Annotated in this window: 12 protein-coding genes and 1 tRNA gene; 5 read left to right on the forward strand and 8 right to left on the reverse strand. The window is 67.5% G+C overall.

Annotation, left to right across the window (positions count from 1 at the left end):
• Nucleotides 1–48: 48 nt before the first annotated feature.
• From clpP to SMCB_RS07210, 3 genes are all read right to left on the reverse strand, one after another.
• Entirely contained in the window at nucleotides 49–660 is a 612-nt protein-coding gene (clpP, locus tag SMCB_RS07200) for an ATP-dependent Clp endopeptidase proteolytic subunit ClpP (protein WP_045535942.1), read from the reverse strand.
• 3 nt (nucleotides 661–663) lie between these two features.
• Nucleotides 664–1,974 (reverse strand): trigger factor, encoded by a 1,311-nt coding sequence (gene tig / locus SMCB_RS07205; protein ID WP_045535943.1) that lies wholly within the window; start codon nucleotides 1,972–1,974, stop codon nucleotides 664–666.
• Nucleotides 1,975–2,048: 74 nt separating this feature from the next.
• A tRNA-Leu gene (locus SMCB_RS07210) sits at nucleotides 2,049–2,135 on the reverse strand.
• Nucleotides 2,136–2,267: 132 nt separating this feature from the next.
• Between SMCB_RS07210 and hpnC the strand changes: the two genes are divergently transcribed.
• Genes hpnC through SMCB_RS07235 form a run of 5 tightly spaced genes read left to right on the forward strand, consistent with a single transcriptional unit; the run spans nucleotide 2,268 to nucleotide 9,970 of the window.
• A complete protein-coding gene (hpnC, locus tag SMCB_RS07215) occupies nucleotides 2,268–3,191 on the forward strand; it encodes a squalene synthase HpnC (RefSeq protein WP_082027295.1) in 924 nt (307 codons plus the stop codon).
• The gene (locus SMCB_RS07220; protein WP_052468446.1) at nucleotides 3,188–4,396 is read left to right on the forward strand and encodes an efflux RND transporter periplasmic adaptor subunit; all 1,209 of its coding nucleotides are present in this window, start codon (nucleotides 3,188–3,190) and stop codon (nucleotides 4,394–4,396) included. The genes hpnC and SMCB_RS07220 overlap by 4 nt, the downstream gene beginning before the upstream one ends.
• A 21-nt stretch (nucleotides 4,397–4,417) precedes the next feature.
• A complete protein-coding gene (locus tag SMCB_RS07225; protein WP_045535944.1) occupies nucleotides 4,418–7,561 on the forward strand; it encodes an efflux RND transporter permease subunit in 3,144 nt (1,047 codons plus the stop codon).
• A gap of 47 nt (nucleotides 7,562–7,608) precedes the next feature.
• A complete protein-coding gene (gene hpnD, locus SMCB_RS07230; protein ID WP_045535945.1) occupies nucleotides 7,609–8,475 on the forward strand; it encodes a presqualene diphosphate synthase HpnD in 867 nt (288 codons plus the stop codon).
• A gap of 37 nt (nucleotides 8,476–8,512) precedes the next feature.
• Nucleotides 8,513–9,970 (forward strand): hydroxysqualene dehydroxylase, encoded by a 1,458-nt coding sequence (locus SMCB_RS07235; RefSeq protein ID WP_045535946.1) that lies wholly within the window; start codon nucleotides 8,513–8,515, stop codon nucleotides 9,968–9,970.
• A gap of 26 nt (nucleotides 9,971–9,996) precedes the next feature.
• Here SMCB_RS07235 and phbB read toward each other — a convergent pair whose 3' ends face one another.
• The 5 genes from phbB to SMCB_RS07260 form a co-directional block, all read right to left on the reverse strand.
• Nucleotides 9,997–10,734 carry an acetoacetyl-CoA reductase gene (phbB, locus tag SMCB_RS07240; protein WP_034112064.1) on the reverse strand — a complete coding sequence of 246 codons (738 nt, stop codon included), beginning with the start codon at nucleotides 10,732–10,734 and terminating at the stop codon, nucleotides 9,997–9,999.
• 38 nt (nucleotides 10,735–10,772) lie between these two features.
• On the reverse strand, nucleotides 10,773–11,951 hold the full coding sequence (locus SMCB_RS07245) for an acetyl-CoA C-acetyltransferase (RefSeq protein WP_034112061.1): 1,179 nt from the start codon (nucleotides 11,949–11,951) through the stop codon (nucleotides 10,773–10,775).
• A 40-nt stretch (nucleotides 11,952–11,991) separates the two neighbouring features.
• Entirely contained in the window at nucleotides 11,992–13,779 is a 1,788-nt protein-coding gene (locus tag SMCB_RS07250) for a PHA/PHB synthase family protein (RefSeq protein ID WP_045535947.1), read from the reverse strand.
• Nucleotides 13,780–14,217: 438 nt separating this feature from the next.
• A complete protein-coding gene (pgeF, locus tag SMCB_RS07255; protein WP_045535948.1) occupies nucleotides 14,218–15,054 on the reverse strand; it encodes a peptidoglycan editing factor PgeF in 837 nt (278 codons plus the stop codon).
• A gap of 4 nt (nucleotides 15,055–15,058) precedes the next feature.
• Complete coding sequence (locus SMCB_RS07260) at nucleotides 15,059–17,290, reverse strand: 3'-5' exonuclease (protein ID WP_045535949.1); 2,232 nt, start codon at nucleotides 17,288–17,290, stop codon at nucleotides 15,059–15,061.
• Between the last annotated feature and the right edge of the window lie 2 nt (nucleotides 17,291–17,292).

Here is a 17,292-nt window from a genome sequence, read left to right on the forward strand (position 1 = left end):
CTTCGCGGCCACCCTGCTGCAAAGCAGGCGGCAGCCGTGAAGGGCTTATCAAGACCCGCGTTTGTCGATCACTTTGTCGATCAAACCGTACTCGGCCGCTTCGGTGGCGGACATGAAGTAGTCGCGCTCGGTGTCGCGCTCGATTTTTTCTAGCGCCTGCCCGGTGCGCTCGGCCAAGATGCGGTTGAGCTCGGCGCGCAGGCGCAAGATCTCGCGCGCATGGATCTCGATGTCGGTCGCTTGGCCGCGTGCGCCGCCCAGCGGTTGGTGGATCATGACGCGCGAGTTGGGCAGCGAAAAACGCTTGCCCTTGGCCCCGGCCGCGAGCAAAAAAGCCCCCATGCTGGCGGCCATGCCCACGCACAGCGTGGACACTTCGGGCTTGATGAAGTTCATGGTGTCGAAAATCGACATGCCTGCACTCACGCTGCCACCGGGTGAATTGATGTAGAGCGAAATGTCCTTGTCCGGGTTTTCGCTCTCGAGGAACAGCAGCTGCGCCACCACCAGATTGGCCGTGTGGTCGTTGACTTCACCCACCAGAAACACCACGCGCTCCTTGAGCAGGCGCGAGTAGATGTCGTAGGCGCGCTCGCCGCGGCCCGACTGCTCGATCACCATGGGCACCATGCCCAAGGCTTGTGTGTGAAGTGCGCTCATGGTTTAGCCCTTACCCATCAGTTCGTCGAAAGCAATCGCTTTGTCGCTCACCTGCGCGCGCGCCAGCACGAACTCGGTGACGTTGTTCTCCAGCACCAGCGCCTCGATTTCGGCCAAGCGCTGGCGGTCGCTCTGGTACCAGCGCACCACGTCGGCCGGGCTCTCGTAGGAGCTGGCCAGCTCTTGGATGTGGGCATCGACCTGCTCCGGCGTGGCTTGCAGGCGGTTGGCGTTGACCAGCTCGGCCACCACCAGCCCCAGGCGCACGCGGCGCTCGGCTTGGGCTTGGAACAGCTCGGCCGGGATCGGTGCCTGATCGGCACCTTGGACGCCGCGCTCTTTGAGGTTGGCGCGCGCGCCCTCGATCAGGCGCTCGACCTCGGCCGCCACGCTGGATTTGGGCACGTCGAGCTCGGACTGCGCCACCAGCGCGTCCATCACCGCCGTCTTGTTGCGCATCTGCAAGCGGAACTTGACTTCGCGCTCGAGGTTTTTGCGGATGTCGGCGCGCAGCGCGTCCACGCTGCCGCCGGCCACGCCGAGGGAACTGGCCAGCTCGTCGTCCACCGCCGGCAGTTGCGCCGCATCAAGCTGCTGCAATGTGACCAGAAAATCGGCCTGCTTGCCGGCCACGTCTTTGCCGTGGTACTCGGCTGGGAAGTTGAGCGGGAAGGTTTTGGACTCGCCCACGCGCATGCCGCGCACGGCCTCTTCAAATTCTTTGAGCATCTGGCCTTCGCCGAGCACGAACTGGAAGCCCTCGGCCTTGCCGCCCTCGAAGGGCTCGCCGTCGATCTTGCCTTCGAAGTCGATGCGCACCTGGTCGCCTTCTTGCGCCGGCTCGTCGGCGGCGCGGGCCACAAAGCTGCGGCGCTGCTTGCGCAAGATCTCGAGCGTGCGCTCGATGGCCGCCTCGTCCACCGTGGCGCTGAATTTTTCGATCGTGGCCGCGCTCAAGTCGCCGATTTTGACTTCTGGATAGACCTCAAACACCGCCTCAAAAGCCACCGCGCCTTCTGGCGCCCCTTCTTTTTCGCTGATGCTCGGGGTGCCGGCGATGCGCAGCTGCGCTTCTTGGGCTGCGGACTGGAAGGCTTGGCCGAGCTGGTCGTTCATCACCTCGTAGTGCACCGAACCGCCGTAGCGCTTTTGCACCACGCTCAGCGGCACCTTGCCGGGCCTGAAGCCGTCGAGCTTGACCTGGCGCTGCATGCGCTTGAGGCGGTTTTGCACCTCCTGGTTGATCTGCTCCAGCGACAGCTCGAGCGTGATCTTGCGTTCGAGCTTGTCCAGTGTTTCGACGGTGACTGCCATGCTGATTACTCCATTGAGGGATCGGCCTGCAAGGCCAAGACCCCCGGTGTTCGGGATGAGGTTATTTGTTTCAATGGTGCGCGGGGGGGGACTCGAACCCCCACAGTGTTGCCACCGTCAGGACCTAAACCTGGTGCGTCTACCAATTTCGCCACCCGCGCGCCTGACCGCGCCGTAGCAAGGAGGTCCTTGGGTGGGCGCGGGAAAAGCCGAGATTGTAAGGCAGCCCGCGCTTTGCCCGCGACCCAGCCAGCGACACACGCCATGCACCCAAGCGCGGCATAATCGATCCGATGGTAAACCCTGTGCATGGTGTGGCGCACTATGAAAACTTTCCGGTGGCATCGTGGCTGTGTCCGCCTGCCTTGCGTGCGCCGGTGCGGGCCATCTACGCCTTTGCGCGCTGCGCCGACGACATCGCTGATGAGGGCAACGCCAGCGCAGCGCAGCGCCTACTCGATTTGCAGGCTTACCGCGCCGAATTTCTGGCCGCAGTTGCAACTGCTGCACCGGATGCAACGCCGGCTGCAGGCCAGTGCTGGCCGCACATCATGCCCGCGCTGGCGCAGCAGGTGCACGCCTGGCAGCTGCCCTTGGAGTCGCTGCTGCACCTGCTCGATGCCTTCGAGCAAGACGTGCGCCGCACCGCCAGCGGCCAGCTGTACGCCGACTTGCCCGAGCTGCTCGGCTACTGCAGCCGCTCGGCCAACCCGGTGGGGCGCTTGCTGCTGCACCTCTATGGCGTGCGCGACGAGCGTTCGCTGCAGCAGAGCGACGCCATCTGCAGCGCGCTGCAACTGATCAACTTTTGGCAGGATTTGAGCCTCGACCTGCCGCGCCAGCGCCACTACTTGCCCTTGGCCGCCTTGCGGCGCCACGGGGTTGAATTGGAGAGCCTGCACCCAAGTGCCGGCGAACAGCCGCAGGCACAGGCCATGCTGCTGGAACTGTGCGCCCATGCCCGCGCTCTGATGCACCAAGGCGCCCCGCTGGCGTGGCGTCTGCCCGGCCGCGTGGGCTGGGAATTGCGCCTGGTGGTGCAGGGGGGGTTGCGCATTTTGGACAAAATCGAAACCTTGGGGGGCCGCACCTGGTGCCAGCGGCCGCGCCTGCGCGCCCCCGATGCTCCGCTGCTGCTGTGGCGCGCGCTCTGGCGGCCCGCAGCCGCCCTGCCCCCGTCCCCGCCTTTTGCGCCTCATCAGGAAAAAGCCCCATGAACCGCTGCCCGCGCCTGACGGCGTCGCCCACGCCTGCCACGCTGCCCCCTGCCCGCCCCCCAGTCGCCCAGCGCATGCAGGCGACCCTGCCCACGCTGGCTGCCTTGCCCATTGCCGCAACCACGCTGTCTGCCTTGCCGCTGGCTGCGGCCCTTTTGTTTGGCCTTCTAAGTGCCAGCTCCGCCCTAGGCCAAAACACAAACCCCCAAACCCAAGCCGCCACCGCCGCTGCCACCAGCGTCCAAACCGCGCGCCTCGACAGCGTCTGGCTGCAGCCCGAGCGCAGCGCCGCCGCCACGGTGCTGGCGCGCAACGAGTCGCGCCTGAGCGCCGAAGTGGGCGGCCGGGTGCTGAGCTGGGGCGCCGATGTGGGCGCCACGGTGCGGCGCGGCGATCTGCTGCTGCAGATCGACCCCACCGACCACGAACTGGCGCTGCAACGCGCCCAAGCTGGGCGCGACGCCGCCATGTCACGCTTGCAGTTGGGGCTGGCGCAGTTGCAACGCGCCCGCGATCTGGTGGCGCAAGGCTTTTTCTCCAAAGAAGCGCTGACGCAGCGCGAAACCGAGGTCGCGCTGCAGCAGGCCGATCTGGCCAGTGCCGAAGCGCAGCTGCGCAGCGCCCGGCGCCAGCTCGAGCGCACCCGCGTGCTGGCCCCCTTTGCCGGCACCGTGGTGCAGCGCACGGCGCAAGTGGGCGAAACGGTCGCGCCCGGCACACCGCTGTTCGTGCTCGCCGAAAGCGGTGCCGCCGAGGTGCAAGCCCATGTGCCGCCGGCCGAGGTGCCGGGCTTGCGCCGCGCCGGGGCGTGGCAGTTCCAGCCCCAAGGCAGCGAACTCACGCACCCGCTGCGCCTGCTGCGCGTAAGCGCCACCGTGCAGGCCGCCAACCGCACCCAAACCGTGCGCCTAGGCTGGGCCGAGGCCGCCGCCCCCGGCACCGACCCAGGTGCGGCCACAGGCACCGCCCCCCCGGGCAGCAGCGGCGTGCTGCGCTGGCGCGACCCACAGCCCCACATCCCGGCGGCCCTGATGGTGCGCCGGGGCGATGCGTTGGGCATCTTCGTGCGCCAAGGCCAACAAGCGCGCTTCATCGGCCTGCCCGGAGCACAAGAAGGGCGCGCTGTGGCCACCCAACTGCCGCCCGACACCCTGGTGGTGGTGCGTGGGCAAGCGGCGCTCACCGACGGCCAAGCCCTGAACTAAAGCGCGCGCCGCCTGCAGCCCATGAAATTCTTTCGCTCCCTGCTCACCAACCACCCGCTGGCCAACATCGCCTTCGTGGTGGTGATATTGATCGGCCTACTCAGCTACCTGAGCATGCCGCGCGAGCAAGACCCAGAGATCAACTTCAACTGGGTCACCATCACCACCACGCTGCCCGGCGCCAGCGCCGAAGACATCGAGCAACTGGTCACCAACCCGCTCGAAGACGCGATCGCCGGCGTCTCGGATGTGCGCTTCGTCACCTCGACCTCGCGCGAAACCGTCTCCAGCATCTTGGTGCGTTTTCACGAGATCAGCCCGCGCGTGTTCAGCCAGCGCATGAACGATTTGCGGCGCGAGATTCAAAACGCCGCCACCGCCGAACTGCCCCCCGAAGCCAACGACCCGCGCGTGATGGAGATCACCTCCTCGAGCGGCTTCCCGACCGCCACCGTGCAACTGATCGGCTTGGCCAACGACGAAACGCTGCGCCTCAACGCCCGCCGCATCCAGTCCGACATGGAGCGCATCACCGGCATCGACCAGGTCTTTGCCTCGGGGCTGCGCGACCCGGTGATCCGCGTCAGCCCCGACCCGATGGCGCTGGCGGCGCACCAGCTCACGGCCACCGACGTGGCCGACGCGCTGCGCCTGTGGTGGCGCGACAGCGCCGCCGGCACCCTCAAGACCGATGGCGGCGCCTGGTCGGTGAGCGTGCGCGGGGTGGTGCTCGACCCCTCCGAGCTCGCCAGCTTGCCGGTGGCCGCTGCCGGCCGCCCCGGTGTCTCGGTGCGCTTGGGCGACGTGGCGCGGATCGAACGCGACCGCGCCCTGGCCGCGCAACTGGCCTCGGTCAACGGCCAGCCGGCGATTTCGATGCCCTTTACCAAAACCGCCGGCACCAATACCCTCGAGCTGGTGGACCGGGTGAACGCCTACATCGCGGCGCAAAACCCGACGCTGGCGCTCTACGGCCTGCGGCTGGAGCTGAGCGACGACCAGACCGTGCCCACGCGCGAAGCCATCTCGATCATGCAGACCAACGCGCTCTACGGCATGCTGCTGGTGCTGGCGGTGTGCTGGCTGTTTTTGGGCTCGCGCATCGGCGCGCTGGTGGCGCTGGGCATTCCGTTTTCGCTCATGGGCACCTTTGCCCTGCTGGCGCCCCTGGGCTATACGGTCAACATCTCGGTGCTGCTGGGGGTGGTGATCGCGCTCGGCATGCTCGTCGATGACGCGGTGGTGGTGGCCGAATCGATCTACTACCGCATGGAGCGCGGGCAACAAGCCCTGCAAGCCAGCCTCGATGGCATCGGCGAAGTCTGGAAGCCGGTGCTGGCCTCGGTGGCCACCACCATGGCCGCTTTTATGCCGCTGATGCTGCTGCCCGGCATCGTGGGCGACTTCATGTTCATCATCCCCTTCGTGGTCACGCTGGCGCTGGCGATCTCGCTCATCGAAGCGTTCTGGATGTTGCCGGTGCACGTGCAACTGGTGAGCGGGCGCTTCGAGCGGCCGCCCTCGCGCGTGCAGCGCTGGCGCAACGCCTTCAACCGCGGCCTGCGGCTGCGCTACACGCAGTGGCTGGCTTTCGTGCTGCGCCGCCCCAAGCGCTTTTCGGCGCTGGCCATGGCGATCATCGGGCTGGCGGTGCTGCTGTACGCCGTCGGGGTGGTGCGGGTGCAGTTCTTTGCCTTTGACCCGATCCGCGCTTTCTACGTCAACGTGGACATGCCCGCCAACGCCACGCTGGAGCAGACCATGGCCGTGACCGAACAGGTCGAGCAGGCGGTGCGCGCGCGCTTGCAAGGCGTGGGGCCGGCCGAGGAGGGGCACGAGGCGCGCTCGGTCTCGAGCACGGCGGGGCTGATGTTTACCGACACCGAGCCGGTGTATGGCGACAACTTCGGCCAGATTTTCGTCTCGCTCAACCCGCGCACGGGCGACGCACGCGAGGTGCAGGAGGTGGTCGAGGCGATGCGCGCCGACATCGAGGGCATGGACACGCCGGGCGAGCAGAGCTTCTTCATCTTCACCGGCGGCCCGCCCACGGGAATGCCGATCAACATCCGGGTGCGCGGCGACGATTTCGACGAGATTCAACGCGCCGCCGAAGCCATCAAAGAACTGGTGCGCGCCATCCCCGGCACCCAAGACGTGCAAGACGACAACCTGCCCGGTCGGCCGCTGCTGCAACTGCGCCTCAACCACGAGGCCATGCGCGAGCTCGGCCTCAATGCGCAGCAGGTGACGCGGCTGGTGCGGCTGGCGGTGGACGGCGAAACGGTGGCCTTTACCCGCTTGCAGGGCGACCGCATCGAGCTCAAGGTGCGCAGCAGCTCGGCGCTGGGGCTGCGGCCCGACCCGGACGCGCTGCTCAACGAACCGGTGGCGCTGCCCAACGGCCAGATCGCGCGCCTAGGCACCTTGGTCGAGGTGCAGGTGTTGCCGGGGCGCGGGGCCATCCGGCACTACAACCTGCGCCGCACCATCACCGTGCAGGCCAACCTGGACCGCGAACTCACCGACACCCGCGAAGCCAACCTGCAGGTGAAGGCGGGCTGGGAGCGCATCCGCGCCCAGCACCCGGGCGTCGACCTCGACTTCACCGGCGAGCTCGAAGACATCGAAGAAAGCCTGGACGCGATGGGGGTGCTGTTCCTGTTCGGCATCGGCCTGATCTACCTGATTTTGGCGGCGCAGTTTCGCAGCTACTTCCAGCCGCTGATGGTGCTGGTGGCGGTGCCGCTGGCCTTTGCCGGGGTGGCTTTTGGGCTGGCGCTTTCAGGCAATCCGCTCTCGCTCTACACCCTGTACGGCGTGATCGCGCTGGGTGGCATCGCGGTCAATTCGGCCATCGTGCTGATCGACGCCGCCAACGAGCGGCTGCGCGCCGGCATGAGCGTGCTCCACGCCACGCTGTACGCGGCGCGGCGGCGCGTGGTGCCGGTGCTCATCACCAGCAGCACCACCATCGGCGGGCTGGCCTCCTTGGCCTTTGGCTTGGGCGGCGAGAGCCTGCTGTGGGGGCCGGTGGCGGCCAGCATCGTTTACGGCTTGGCGTTTTCGACCGTGCTCACGCTGTTTGTGGTGCCCTTGCTCTACCATGCCTTCATGCGCTACTCCCCTTTGAGCCGGAGCGGCGCGGCCGAGCCTGCGGCCTAAGGCCCTGCGCCATCAGCCAGCAGCCGCCAGCCCATTGCCCCCAGACCATGACGCCACAAGCCTACGCCCAGCAAAAAGCCGCCGCCTCGGGCAGCAGCTTTTACTACGCCTTTTTGTTTTTGCCGCCGCCCCAGCGCGCCGCCATCACCGCCTTTTACGCCTACTGCCGCGAAATCGACGACGTGGTCGATGAGGTGCACGACCCGGCGGTGGCGCAGCTCAAGCTGCACTGGTGGCGGTTGCAGGTGGCGCGCTGCTATGACACCAGCCACGGCGTGCCCGAACACCCAGCCCTGCAGGCGCTGCAACCGCACTTGGCCACCTACGGCATCGAGGCCGAGCACCTGCTGCAGATCATCGACGGCTGCCAGATGGACTTGGAGCAGTCGCGCTACCTCGACTACCCCGGCCTGCAGCGCTATTGCCACCTGGTGGCGGGCGTGGTGGGCGAGGTGGCGGCGCGCATTTTTGGCCAGAGCACGGCCCAGACCACGGCCTACGCGCACCGGCTCGGGCTGGCGCTGCAGCTGACCAACATCATCCGCGACGTCGGCGAAGACGCGCTGCGCGGGCGCATTTACCTGCCGGTCAATGAGTTGCAGCGCTTCGAGGTCAAGGCGCACGAGCTGCTCAAGCGCGGCCAGGGGGCCGAAGCCGGTTTTGAGGCCCGCTGCACGGCGCTGCTGCAATTCCAGATAGCGCGCGCGCTCGGCGTTTATGACGAGGCGCTGGCGCTGCTGCCCGCCGCCGACCGGCGCGCCCAAAAACCCGGATTGATGATGGCCAGCATCTACCGCCGGCTGCTGCAGCAGATCGCCACCGATCCGCTGCGCGTGCTCACGCAGCGCGTGCGCCTGACGCCCTTGACCAAATTTTGGCTGGCCTGGAAGGTGCAGGCGCTGGGGCGGCTGTGAGGCTAGGCAGCAACCGCACCCCCATGGATCAGCGGCCATGACAGCGCGCGTGCTCATCGTCGGCGGCGGCTGGGCCGGCTTGGCAGCGGCGGTGCGCGCCTGCGAGCGCGGGCTGGAGGTGACGCTGCTGGAGGCGGCGCGGGCGTGGGGCGGGCGCGCGCGGGCGCTCGAGCGCGGGTCGGGCTCAGACATCCCGCCGGCCCCGCCACTGCAGCTCGACAACGGCCAGCACATCCTGATCGGCGCTTACACCCAAACCCTAGGCCTGATGCAGCGCTTGGGCGTGGACTTGAGCGCGCATCTGCACGCCATGCCGCTCGATCTGCGCTTTGCCGACGGCAGCGGGCTGGCTACACCGTCTTGGGCGCTGCGCTGGCCGGCCCCGCTCGACACCCTGGCGGCGATGGCCGGCGCGCGCGGTTGGAGCTGGCGCGACCGGGCGGCGCTGCTGGCAGCGGCGGCGGGCTGGCGCCGGCGCGGCTTTGCCTGCGCCCCGAGCGCGAGCGTGGCCGGCCTGTGCGCCAGCCTGCCGCCGCGGGTCTGGCACGACCTGATCGAGCCGCTGTGTGTGGCCGCGCTCAACACCCCGGCGCAGCAGGCCAGCGGCCAGGTGTTTTTGACGGTGCTGCGCGATGCCTTGCTCGGGGCCGGCCATGCGCCTTGGCGCGCTTCGCAGCTGCTGTTGCCGCGCACCTGCTTGGGCGATTTGCTGCCCCTGCCTGCCGTGCGCTGGCTCAAGCAGCGCGGCGCGCAACTGCACCTAGGGCAGCGCGCCACCGGCCTAGAACGCAGCACAGATGGCCGCTGGCGCGTGCACAGCGCCGGCGCCGTGTACGAAGCCGAAAACCTGATTCTGGCTTGCCCCGCAGCCGCAGCCGCGCGCTTGCTGCGCGGTCTGCCAGAGGCCCCTGCGGATTGGATCGAACCCGCAGCAGCGCTGGCTCACACCGCCATCGGCACCGTGTATGTGGCGGGCTGGCTGCGCACACCGTGGCCGAGCTCACACCCGATGCTGGCGCTGCGCAGCAGCGGGCCCGACAGCCCAGCGCAGTTTGCGTTTAGGCGCGATTGGCTGCAAACGCCGCCGGCGGCAGCGGTTGCGACTGCCCAAACCAGCGGCAGCAGGCACCCCGCCCACGGCGACCAAGCGCACCAAACCCAAGCCGGGCGCGCACCCCGCGTCAGCGAACAATCGGATTGGGCTGAACTGGCCCTGGTGGCCAGTGCCTGCACCACGGACAAAGCCGCGCTGCAAGCCGCCGTGCTGGCCCAAGCTCGCGCAGCGCTGGGGTTGCACGGGGAGCAGGTGCGGCAGACGGTGATCGAAAAGCGCGCCACCTTTGCCTGCACGCCGGCCCTGCAGCGCCCAGCGGCAGCGATTGCACCGGGCTTGTGGGCAGCGGGCGACTACATCGACGGCCCCTACCCGGCTACGCTGGAAGGCGCGGTGCGCAGCGGCTTGGAAGCCGCCGAGCACTGTACGACCACGGCCTGAAATCGGCCTGCGCCTCAGCCCCCACCTCAACCCATGTGCAAGCCGCCGTTGCAGCTGAAGTCGGCGCCGGTGGTGAAGCCCGAGTCTTCGCCCGCCAGCCAGGTGACGATGGAGCCGATTTCGTCGGGCGTGCCCAAGCGCTTGACCGGAATCGTGGCCACGATCTTTTCCAGCACGTCGGGGCGGATGGCGCGCACCATGTCGGTGCCGATGTAGCCCGGGCTCACGGTGTTGACCGTCACGCCCTTGGCCGCCACTTCTTGCGCCAGCGCCATGGTGAAGCCGTGCATCCCGGCCTTGGCGGCCGAGTAGTTGGTCTGCCCGGCTTGGCCCTTCTCGCCGTTGACCGACGAAATCTGGATGATGCGGCCCCAGCCGCGCTCGACCATATCCGGCACCACCTGCTTGGTGACGTTGAACATGGAGGTGAGGTTGGTGGTGATCACCGCGTCCCAGTCTTCTTTGGTCATCTTCAGGAACATGCGATCGCGCGTGATGCCGGCGTTGTTGACCAGTACATCGATCGGGCCGTGCTCGGCCTTGGCCTTGGTGAAGGCCTCGACGGTGGAGTCCCACTCGCCCACGTTGCCCACGCTGGCGTAGAAGGTGTAGCCCAGCGCGGCTTGCTCGTCGATCCACTTTTGGTGGTCGCGCGTGGGGCCGCAGCCGGCGATGACCTTGAAGCCCGCCTTGGCCAAGCGCTGGCAGATCGCGGTGCCGATGCCGCCCATACCGCCAGTGACGTATGCGATTTTTTGATTCATGTGTTGCCCCTCTGTTTGGGTGGAAAAAAAATTGCGTTTCAGCGCTCGACGGTGAGCGCCACGCCCATGCCGCCGCCGATGCACAGCGCGGCCAGGCCTTTTTTGGCGCCGCGGCGCTGCATTTCGTGCAGCAGCGTGACCAGCACGCGGCAGCCCGAGGCCCCGATCGGGTGCCCGATGGCGATGGCGCCGCCATTGACGTTGACCTTGGCCGCATCGACCCCAAGCCCGAGGTTGACCGCGCAGGCCTGCGCCGCAAAGGCCTCGTTGAGCTCGAACAGATCGACGTCGCCCACGCCCCAGCCGGCACGCGCCAGCGCTTTTTGCGAAGCCGACACCGGCCCCATGCCCATCACGCTCGGGTCCAGCCCGGTGGTGGCGTAGCTGCGGATGGTGGCCAGTGGCGTCAGGCCCAGCGCCGCCGCCTTGGCCGCCGACATCACCAGCACCGCGGCGGCGCCGTCGTTGATGCCCGAGGCGTTGCCTGCGGTGACGGTGCCCGCTTTGTCGAAAGCCGGGCGCAGGCCGGCCAGCGCCTCTTGGTTGCTCTTGCGATTCAGGTATTCATCGCTGTCAAAGACCAGCGCATCGCCTTTTTTCTGCGGGATCAGCACCGGCACGATCTCATCCTTGAACTTGCCGGCGTCTTGGGCGGCAGCGGCTTTTTGCTGGCTGCCAAAGGCCAGCGCGTCTTGCATCTCGCGCGTGATGCCGTGCGCCTTGGCCACGTTTTCGGCCGTGATGCCCATGTGGTACTGGTTGTACACGTCCCACAGGCCATCGACGATCATCGAATCGACCAGCTTCCAGTCGCCCATGCGCTGGCCGTCGCGGCTGGCGGGCAGCAGATGCGGGCTGGCGCTCATGTTTTCTTGGCCGCCGGCGATCACGATCTCGCTGTCGCCGGTGGCGATGGCTTGCGCCGCCAGCATCACCGCCTTCAGGCCCGAGCCACAGACGGCGTTGATGGTCATGGCCGGGGTTTCTTTGGCCAGACCGGCTTTGATCATGGCTTGGCGCGCTGGATTTTGGCCCGCGCCCGCTGCCAGCACCTGGCCCAAAATCACTTCCCCGACCTGCTCGGGGGCCAAGCCGGTGCGCTGCAACAGCCCCTTGATCACGGCGGCGCCGAGTTCGGGCGCACTCACTTTGGCCAAGCTGCCGCCAAACTTGCCGACGGCGGTGCGGGCGGCGGCGACGATGACGATGTCTTGCATTTTTGCTCTCCTGTTGCAGTTGAAGTGAAAATTTTGGGCCTCAGGCCTTGACCTTGACGTAGCGGCCCGGAGCCGGCTCGATGGCTTTGTATTTGCGGCTGCCGTAGCCCTTGGGCGCGGCCACCAGCTCACCGGCGTGGCCCTTGAGCCACTCAGCCCAGTCCGTCCACCAGCTGCCGGGGCGCTCGGTGGCGCTGGCCAGCCAGTCATCGAGCCGGGGCGGAAAGTGCTCGGTGGATCCCACCCAGTGGCTGCGCTTGCCCTTGCTGGCCGGGTTGATGACGCCGGCGATGTGGCCCGAGGCCCCCATCACGAAGCGCTTGGGGCCAGGCAGGTGCTGGGTGCTGGCGTAGGCGCCGCCGATGGGCACGATGTGGTCTTCGCGCGAGCCGTAGATATAGACCGGGATGTCGATGCGCCCCAGATCGACGGGCTGGCCGCAGACGGTGAGTGCGTTGGGCTTGCAAAGCTCGTTTTGCAGGTAGGTGTGGCGCAGGTACCAAGCGTAATAGGGGCCGGGCAGGTTGGTGCTGTCGCTGTTCCAGTACAGCAGATCAAAGGGCGGCGGCGTTTCGCCCTTGAGGTAGTTGCCCACGACGTAGTTCCAGACCAGATCGGTGGGGCGCAGAAAGCTGAAGGTGGTGGCCAGATCGCGCCCCGGCAGCAGGCCACCTTGGGCAAACTGCTGCTCGCGCAAGCGCACAAAGTTTTCGTCGATGAACACATCGAGCACGCCGGTGTCGGTGAAGTCGAGGAAGGCGGTGAGGAAGGTGGCGCTGGCCACCGGCTTTTCGCCGCGCGCCGCCAGCACCGCCAGCGCCGTGCCCAGCATGGTGCCACCGACGCAAAAGCCGAGCGCGTTGATCTGCTCGGCGCGCGTGATCTCGCGCACCACTTCGATGGCCTTGATGATCGCGGCCTCGATGTAGTCGTCCCAAGTCTTGTGGGCCAGCGCCGCGTCGGGGTTGCACCAGCTCACCACAAAGGTGCTCATGCCCTGCTCCACGGCATAGCGCACCAGCGAGTTGCCGGGTTGCAGATCGAGGATGTAGTACTTGTTGATGCACGGCGGCACCAGCAAGAACGGGCGCTGGTGCACCTTGGCGGTCAGGGGCTTGTACTGGATGAGCTGAAACAGCTCGTTTTCAAACACCACCTGGCCCTCGGTGGTGGCGACGTTTTTGCCGACTTCAAAGGCGCTCTCGTCAGTCATCGAGACGTGGCCCTGCTCCAGGTCGTGCAGCAGGTTCTGGACGCCCTTGCTCAGGCTCTCGCCTTGGGTTTCGAGGGCTTTTTGCTGCGCCTCGGCGTTGAAGGCCAGAAAGTTGCTCGGAGCGCTGGCTTCGATCCACTGCAACACCGCAAACTGGATGCGCGCGCGCGTTTTGGCGTCGGCCTGCACCGCATCGGCCAGCGCCATCAGGGTGCGGGCGTTGAGCTGGTAGGCCGCGGCCGCGTAGGCTGACAGCGGGTTGCTGCTCCAAGCGGGCGCGGCAAAGCGTTTGTCTTGTGGCGGTTTGACCTGCAGGCCTTGGCTCCAGAGTTGCGCCAGGTCTTTGAGGTAATCGCTCTGGATTTGCAGCAACCGTGTGGGTTCGATCTGCACCGGGTGCCCCGCCACTTGGGCGAGCATTTCGCTCAGATCGACCCCGCCCGCAGGGGCAAAGGGGGCGGCGAAAGGCGCTGCAAAGGGGGTTGCATTCGGGGCCGCTCCAGGCACCGGAGTGGCGGCGGACGGGCTGGCCTGCAGCAGCTGACCCCAATACTGCAGTGCCGACTGCTGCAACTGCTGCGCGGTTTGAAGCCACGGGTTTTGGGGGTTGCTCATGTGGTGCTCCTGGATTCGATCCGTTGGGCTGCGAGCGCAGGTGCCAAGCCGCTTGGCGCTACAGTCGGCGTTGCAAGGCCTGCCTCGAACCCCAACCCTTCCGGAATCTTCATGTTGTTTCTGTACGTAATCGTCATCGCCTGGCTCTATGTGGTGGTGCTGATGGCGGCTTCGGTGGCCACGAGCCCCACAGGTTCTGCGTTTGTAGCCATTATGACGCTGTTTTTTTACGGTTTGCTGCCATTGGCCCTCATGGTTTACCTGATGACGGGCAAGTTGCGGCGCAAAGCGCGCTCGGCGGCTGAAACCTCTGCAACATCCACATCCGACTCGCGCCAGACTGAGCCTGGTGCGGGCCCGCCGCCCGCGCACAGCAGCCCCAACCCAAGCCTTGAAGACGCTACAGACCCAAGCCCGGACCCAGACCCAGACCCAGACTCAAGCCCGCAGGCCGATGCAGGCCGCCATGCGCCCACTGGCGCCGAGCACAGCCCCATCGCGCCGGTGCGAAAAGAACCGTGAACTCTGGCTGGCGGTGCACCACGGGGCGCTACCGTCGTTGCCAGCGACGCGCTCAAAACCCAGCGCGGCCAAGCGCTGGCGCGCCAAGGCGGACAAGTCGGCCAGGTATTTGGGCGTCTGCGGCAGGGGGGCAAAGCAGGCGGCGGCGGCCGGGTCGTGCGCCACAAAAGCCTGCCGCACCTCGGGCCCGACCTCGAAACGCTGCGGCCCGATGCACGGCCCCAGCCAGACCACGATCTGGGCGCGCTGCTTTGGGTGCTGTGCTGCTGGCCACGCCGCACACAGGGCCTCGAGCACGCCCTGCCCTTGCACCCCTTGCGCCCCTTGCGCCGCATCCGCCCCACCGCCAGCCAAGCCGCGCCAGCCGGCATGCACCGCCGCCACGCTGGCGCCATCGGCCGTGGCCAGCAGCAGCGGCAGGCAGTCGGCCACCAGCACGGTGCAGGCCAGGCCCGGCTGCTCGGTCCAGCAGGCGTCGGCCGTGAGGCCATCTGGGGTGTCGTGCTGCAGGTGCAGCACCGCGCTGCCGTGCACTTGGCGCATAAACACCGGGCGCAAGCCGATGGCAGCGGCCAGGCGCTGGCGGTTGGCGTGCACGTGCGCGGGCGCGTCGCCCACGTGGTCGCCTAGGTTGAAGCGGTCCCACGGCGCGGCCGACACGCCGCCCGAGCGCTCGGTGATGCCGGCCAGCACGCCGGCCGGCCAAGGCGCATCGGCCGTCTGCCAACTTGGGGGCCAAGTGTCGGACGCCACCGTTTCAGTACTTGATGCGCGCATAGAAGGTTTGCTGCGCCGCCGCGCGCGCTTGGCCCAGGGTGTGGATGCCTTTTTCGGCCAGCAGTGGGATCAGGCGCACAAAGATCTCGGCCGTCACCATGGCGTCGCCCAGTGCCGTGTGGCGCCCGATCACCTGCACGCCAAAGCGCTCAGCGATGGCCTCGAGCCGGTGCGTGTCCTGCCCCGGGTGCACCACGGCCGAAAGCAGCAGCGTATCGAGCACCGGATGGTCGAACACCAGCCCGGTAGGCTGCTCTTTGAGCTGCAAAAAGCGCATGTCGAAGGCCGCGTTGTGCGCCACCAGCACGGTGTCGTGGGCAAAGGTGTGAAAGGCCGGCAGCACGGCAAAAATGTCGGGCTGGCCCGCCACCATGTCGGGGCTGATGCCGTGGATGGGGATCGATGCCGGCGGTATCTCGCGCCGCGGATCGACCAACTGGTCGATGCATTCGTGCTTGAGCAGCTTGCCGTTGAGCACGCGCACCGCGCCGATCTGGATGATCTCGTCACCCTCGGCCGGGTTGAGGCCGGTGGTTTCGGTGTCGAACACGGTGAAGGACAGATCGACCAGCGGCACGTCGTCGAGCGCTTGGCTGCGCGGACTGACGCGAAAGAGGTCGAAATCGTAGAACTCGGGCCGGCTGTCGCTGCGCACGTAGTGGGCGCCGTCGAGCTGCTCTTGGGCCGCCGCGGTGGGCAGCAAAAAGCGAAACCACGCCTGGTTGCTGGCCCGGTCGCGCTCGAGCCAGAAGGCGCCGCCGTGGCGATCGACCACCTCGCGCACCGACAGCGCGCTGGCCTCGGTGCCGATGCGCATGGGGTCGATCTCCCAGCTCATCACAGTCTCGGTGCTCAGCGTGGCGCCGCTCCAGATCAGGTCCAGCTCGGCCTTGTCGGCCCCTTGGCTCGAGGGGCGCAGGCGCAGGCTGAAGTGGCGGATGGCAAATTCGTCGCGCAGGCGCGCGGCCAAAAACAGCAGCGCCTGCATGATCGAGAAGCTCTCGATGCGCAGCCACAGGTTCGGGTCGGCCTCGCTCTGGTTGAGCGCGATGCCCAGCGTTTCTTCGATGCGCCGCCCGGCGGCGCTGAGCAAGTCGCTGCCGAGCATGTCTTCGAGCGGCCAGCGGCTCTGAAAGACCGCGGCCGCCTCGCTGCTGCTGCGCTGCACGCGCGCGCTTAAGGCTTGCACCTCGTCGCGCACCACGGCCAGAAAGCGCTCGCGCAGCGCCGGTTCGAGGTCGGGGTAGTCGAGCATCTCCACCGCAGCGCGCATATTGGCCAGCGCCGCGCGGCTGCCTTCGGTCAGGCCCAGTACCAGGCGCTCGCGCACGGCCTCGGCCTCGAACTCGCGCGTGATGTTGTCGAGCATGAGCACGAAACCGGCCACGCGCAAGGGTTGCGCCAGTTGGCTGGGCGAGAAACCGCTGGCGTCGGCCCCGGCGGCATCCTCGGCTGGGGCGCTGCGCACCGGCGTCATCTGCACGCGCAGCAACTGGCCGGCGCGGGTGCTGGTGACGAACTGCGCCGTGGGCTGCGCGGCCCCGCGCTGCAAGCGCTGCTGCACGCTCTCGAGCGCGTGCGCCACCAGTTTGCGGTCGAACACGGCGTAGATCGAGCGCCCCAAGCCGATGAGCTCGGCGCCGCCCGCCAGTTGCGGTGTGGGCGAGAGGGCGCGAAACTGCATCCGGGCGCGCTGGTTGTAGAGCAGGATACGGCCGTCGAGGTTGCACACCACCACGCTTTGGGTGAGCTCGGACATGAGTGCGGCCAGACGCGATTTTTCTTGCTCGATGTCGCGCGCGGCGGCTCGCACCTTGGCCAGCATCTGGTGGCGCAACTCCTCGCGCTGCGCCACCAGTTGGTTGAACAGCTTGGCCAACTCCTTGGTCTCGATGTTGCCCTTGGGGCGCAGCTCGCGCACCACGTCGGTGCGTAACAGCACCTGCGCCTCTTCGGCCAGTTGCACCGAGGGTGTGATCCAGTGCTCAAACCAGCGCTTGAGGCCCCAGGCGATCACGCCCATGCCGGCGCCCCAAGTCAGGCAAACCAGCAGCAGGCGCTCGCCCACCAGCGCCCAGACCGTGGCGCGCTCGTCGGCTTCGAGACTGGCACCGATGAGCCAGAGCGTAAACAGCAGCCAGAGCACCGAAACGGCCGCCGCCACGCCCAGCAGCCACCACAGGCGCTTGTCGGTCGGTTTGTGGCTGGCCATGT

This window comes from Serpentinimonas maccroryi (genome assembly GCF_000828915.1).
GTDB lineage: Bacteria > Pseudomonadota > Gammaproteobacteria > Burkholderiales > Burkholderiaceae_C > Serpentinimonas > Serpentinimonas maccroryi.

What these genes read in the sequence shown, in the direction of transcription:
- clpP (WP_045535942.1), bottom strand. Translation starts at nt 660, where the DNA reads ATGAGCGCACTTCACACACAAGCCTTGGGCATGGTGCCCATGGTGATC.
- tig (WP_045535943.1), bottom strand. Translation starts at nt 1,974, where the DNA reads ATGGCAGTCACCGTCGAAACACTGGACAAGCTCGAACGCAAGATCACG.
- hpnC (WP_082027295.1), top strand. Translation starts at nt 2,268, where the DNA reads ATGGTAAACCCTGTGCATGGTGTGGCGCACTATGAAAACTTTCCGGTG.
- SMCB_RS07220 (WP_052468446.1), top strand. Translation starts at nt 3,188, where the DNA reads ATGAACCGCTGCCCGCGCCTGACGGCGTCGCCCACGCCTGCCACGCTG.
- SMCB_RS07225 (WP_045535944.1), top strand. Translation starts at nt 4,418, where the DNA reads ATGAAATTCTTTCGCTCCCTGCTCACCAACCACCCGCTGGCCAACATC.
- hpnD (WP_045535945.1), top strand. Translation starts at nt 7,609, where the DNA reads ATGACGCCACAAGCCTACGCCCAGCAAAAAGCCGCCGCCTCGGGCAGC.
- SMCB_RS07235 (WP_045535946.1), top strand. Translation starts at nt 8,513, where the DNA reads ATGACAGCGCGCGTGCTCATCGTCGGCGGCGGCTGGGCCGGCTTGGCA.
- phbB (WP_034112064.1), bottom strand. Translation starts at nt 10,734, where the DNA reads ATGAATCAAAAAATCGCATACGTCACTGGCGGTATGGGCGGCATCGGC.
- SMCB_RS07245 (WP_034112061.1), bottom strand. Translation starts at nt 11,951, where the DNA reads ATGCAAGACATCGTCATCGTCGCCGCCGCCCGCACCGCCGTCGGCAAG.
- SMCB_RS07250 (WP_045535947.1), bottom strand. Translation starts at nt 13,779, where the DNA reads ATGAGCAACCCCCAAAACCCGTGGCTTCAAACCGCGCAGCAGTTGCAG.
- SMCB_RS07260 (WP_045535949.1), bottom strand. Translation starts at nt 17,290, where the DNA reads ATGGCCAGCCACAAACCGACCGACAAGCGCCTGTGGTGGCTGCTGGGC.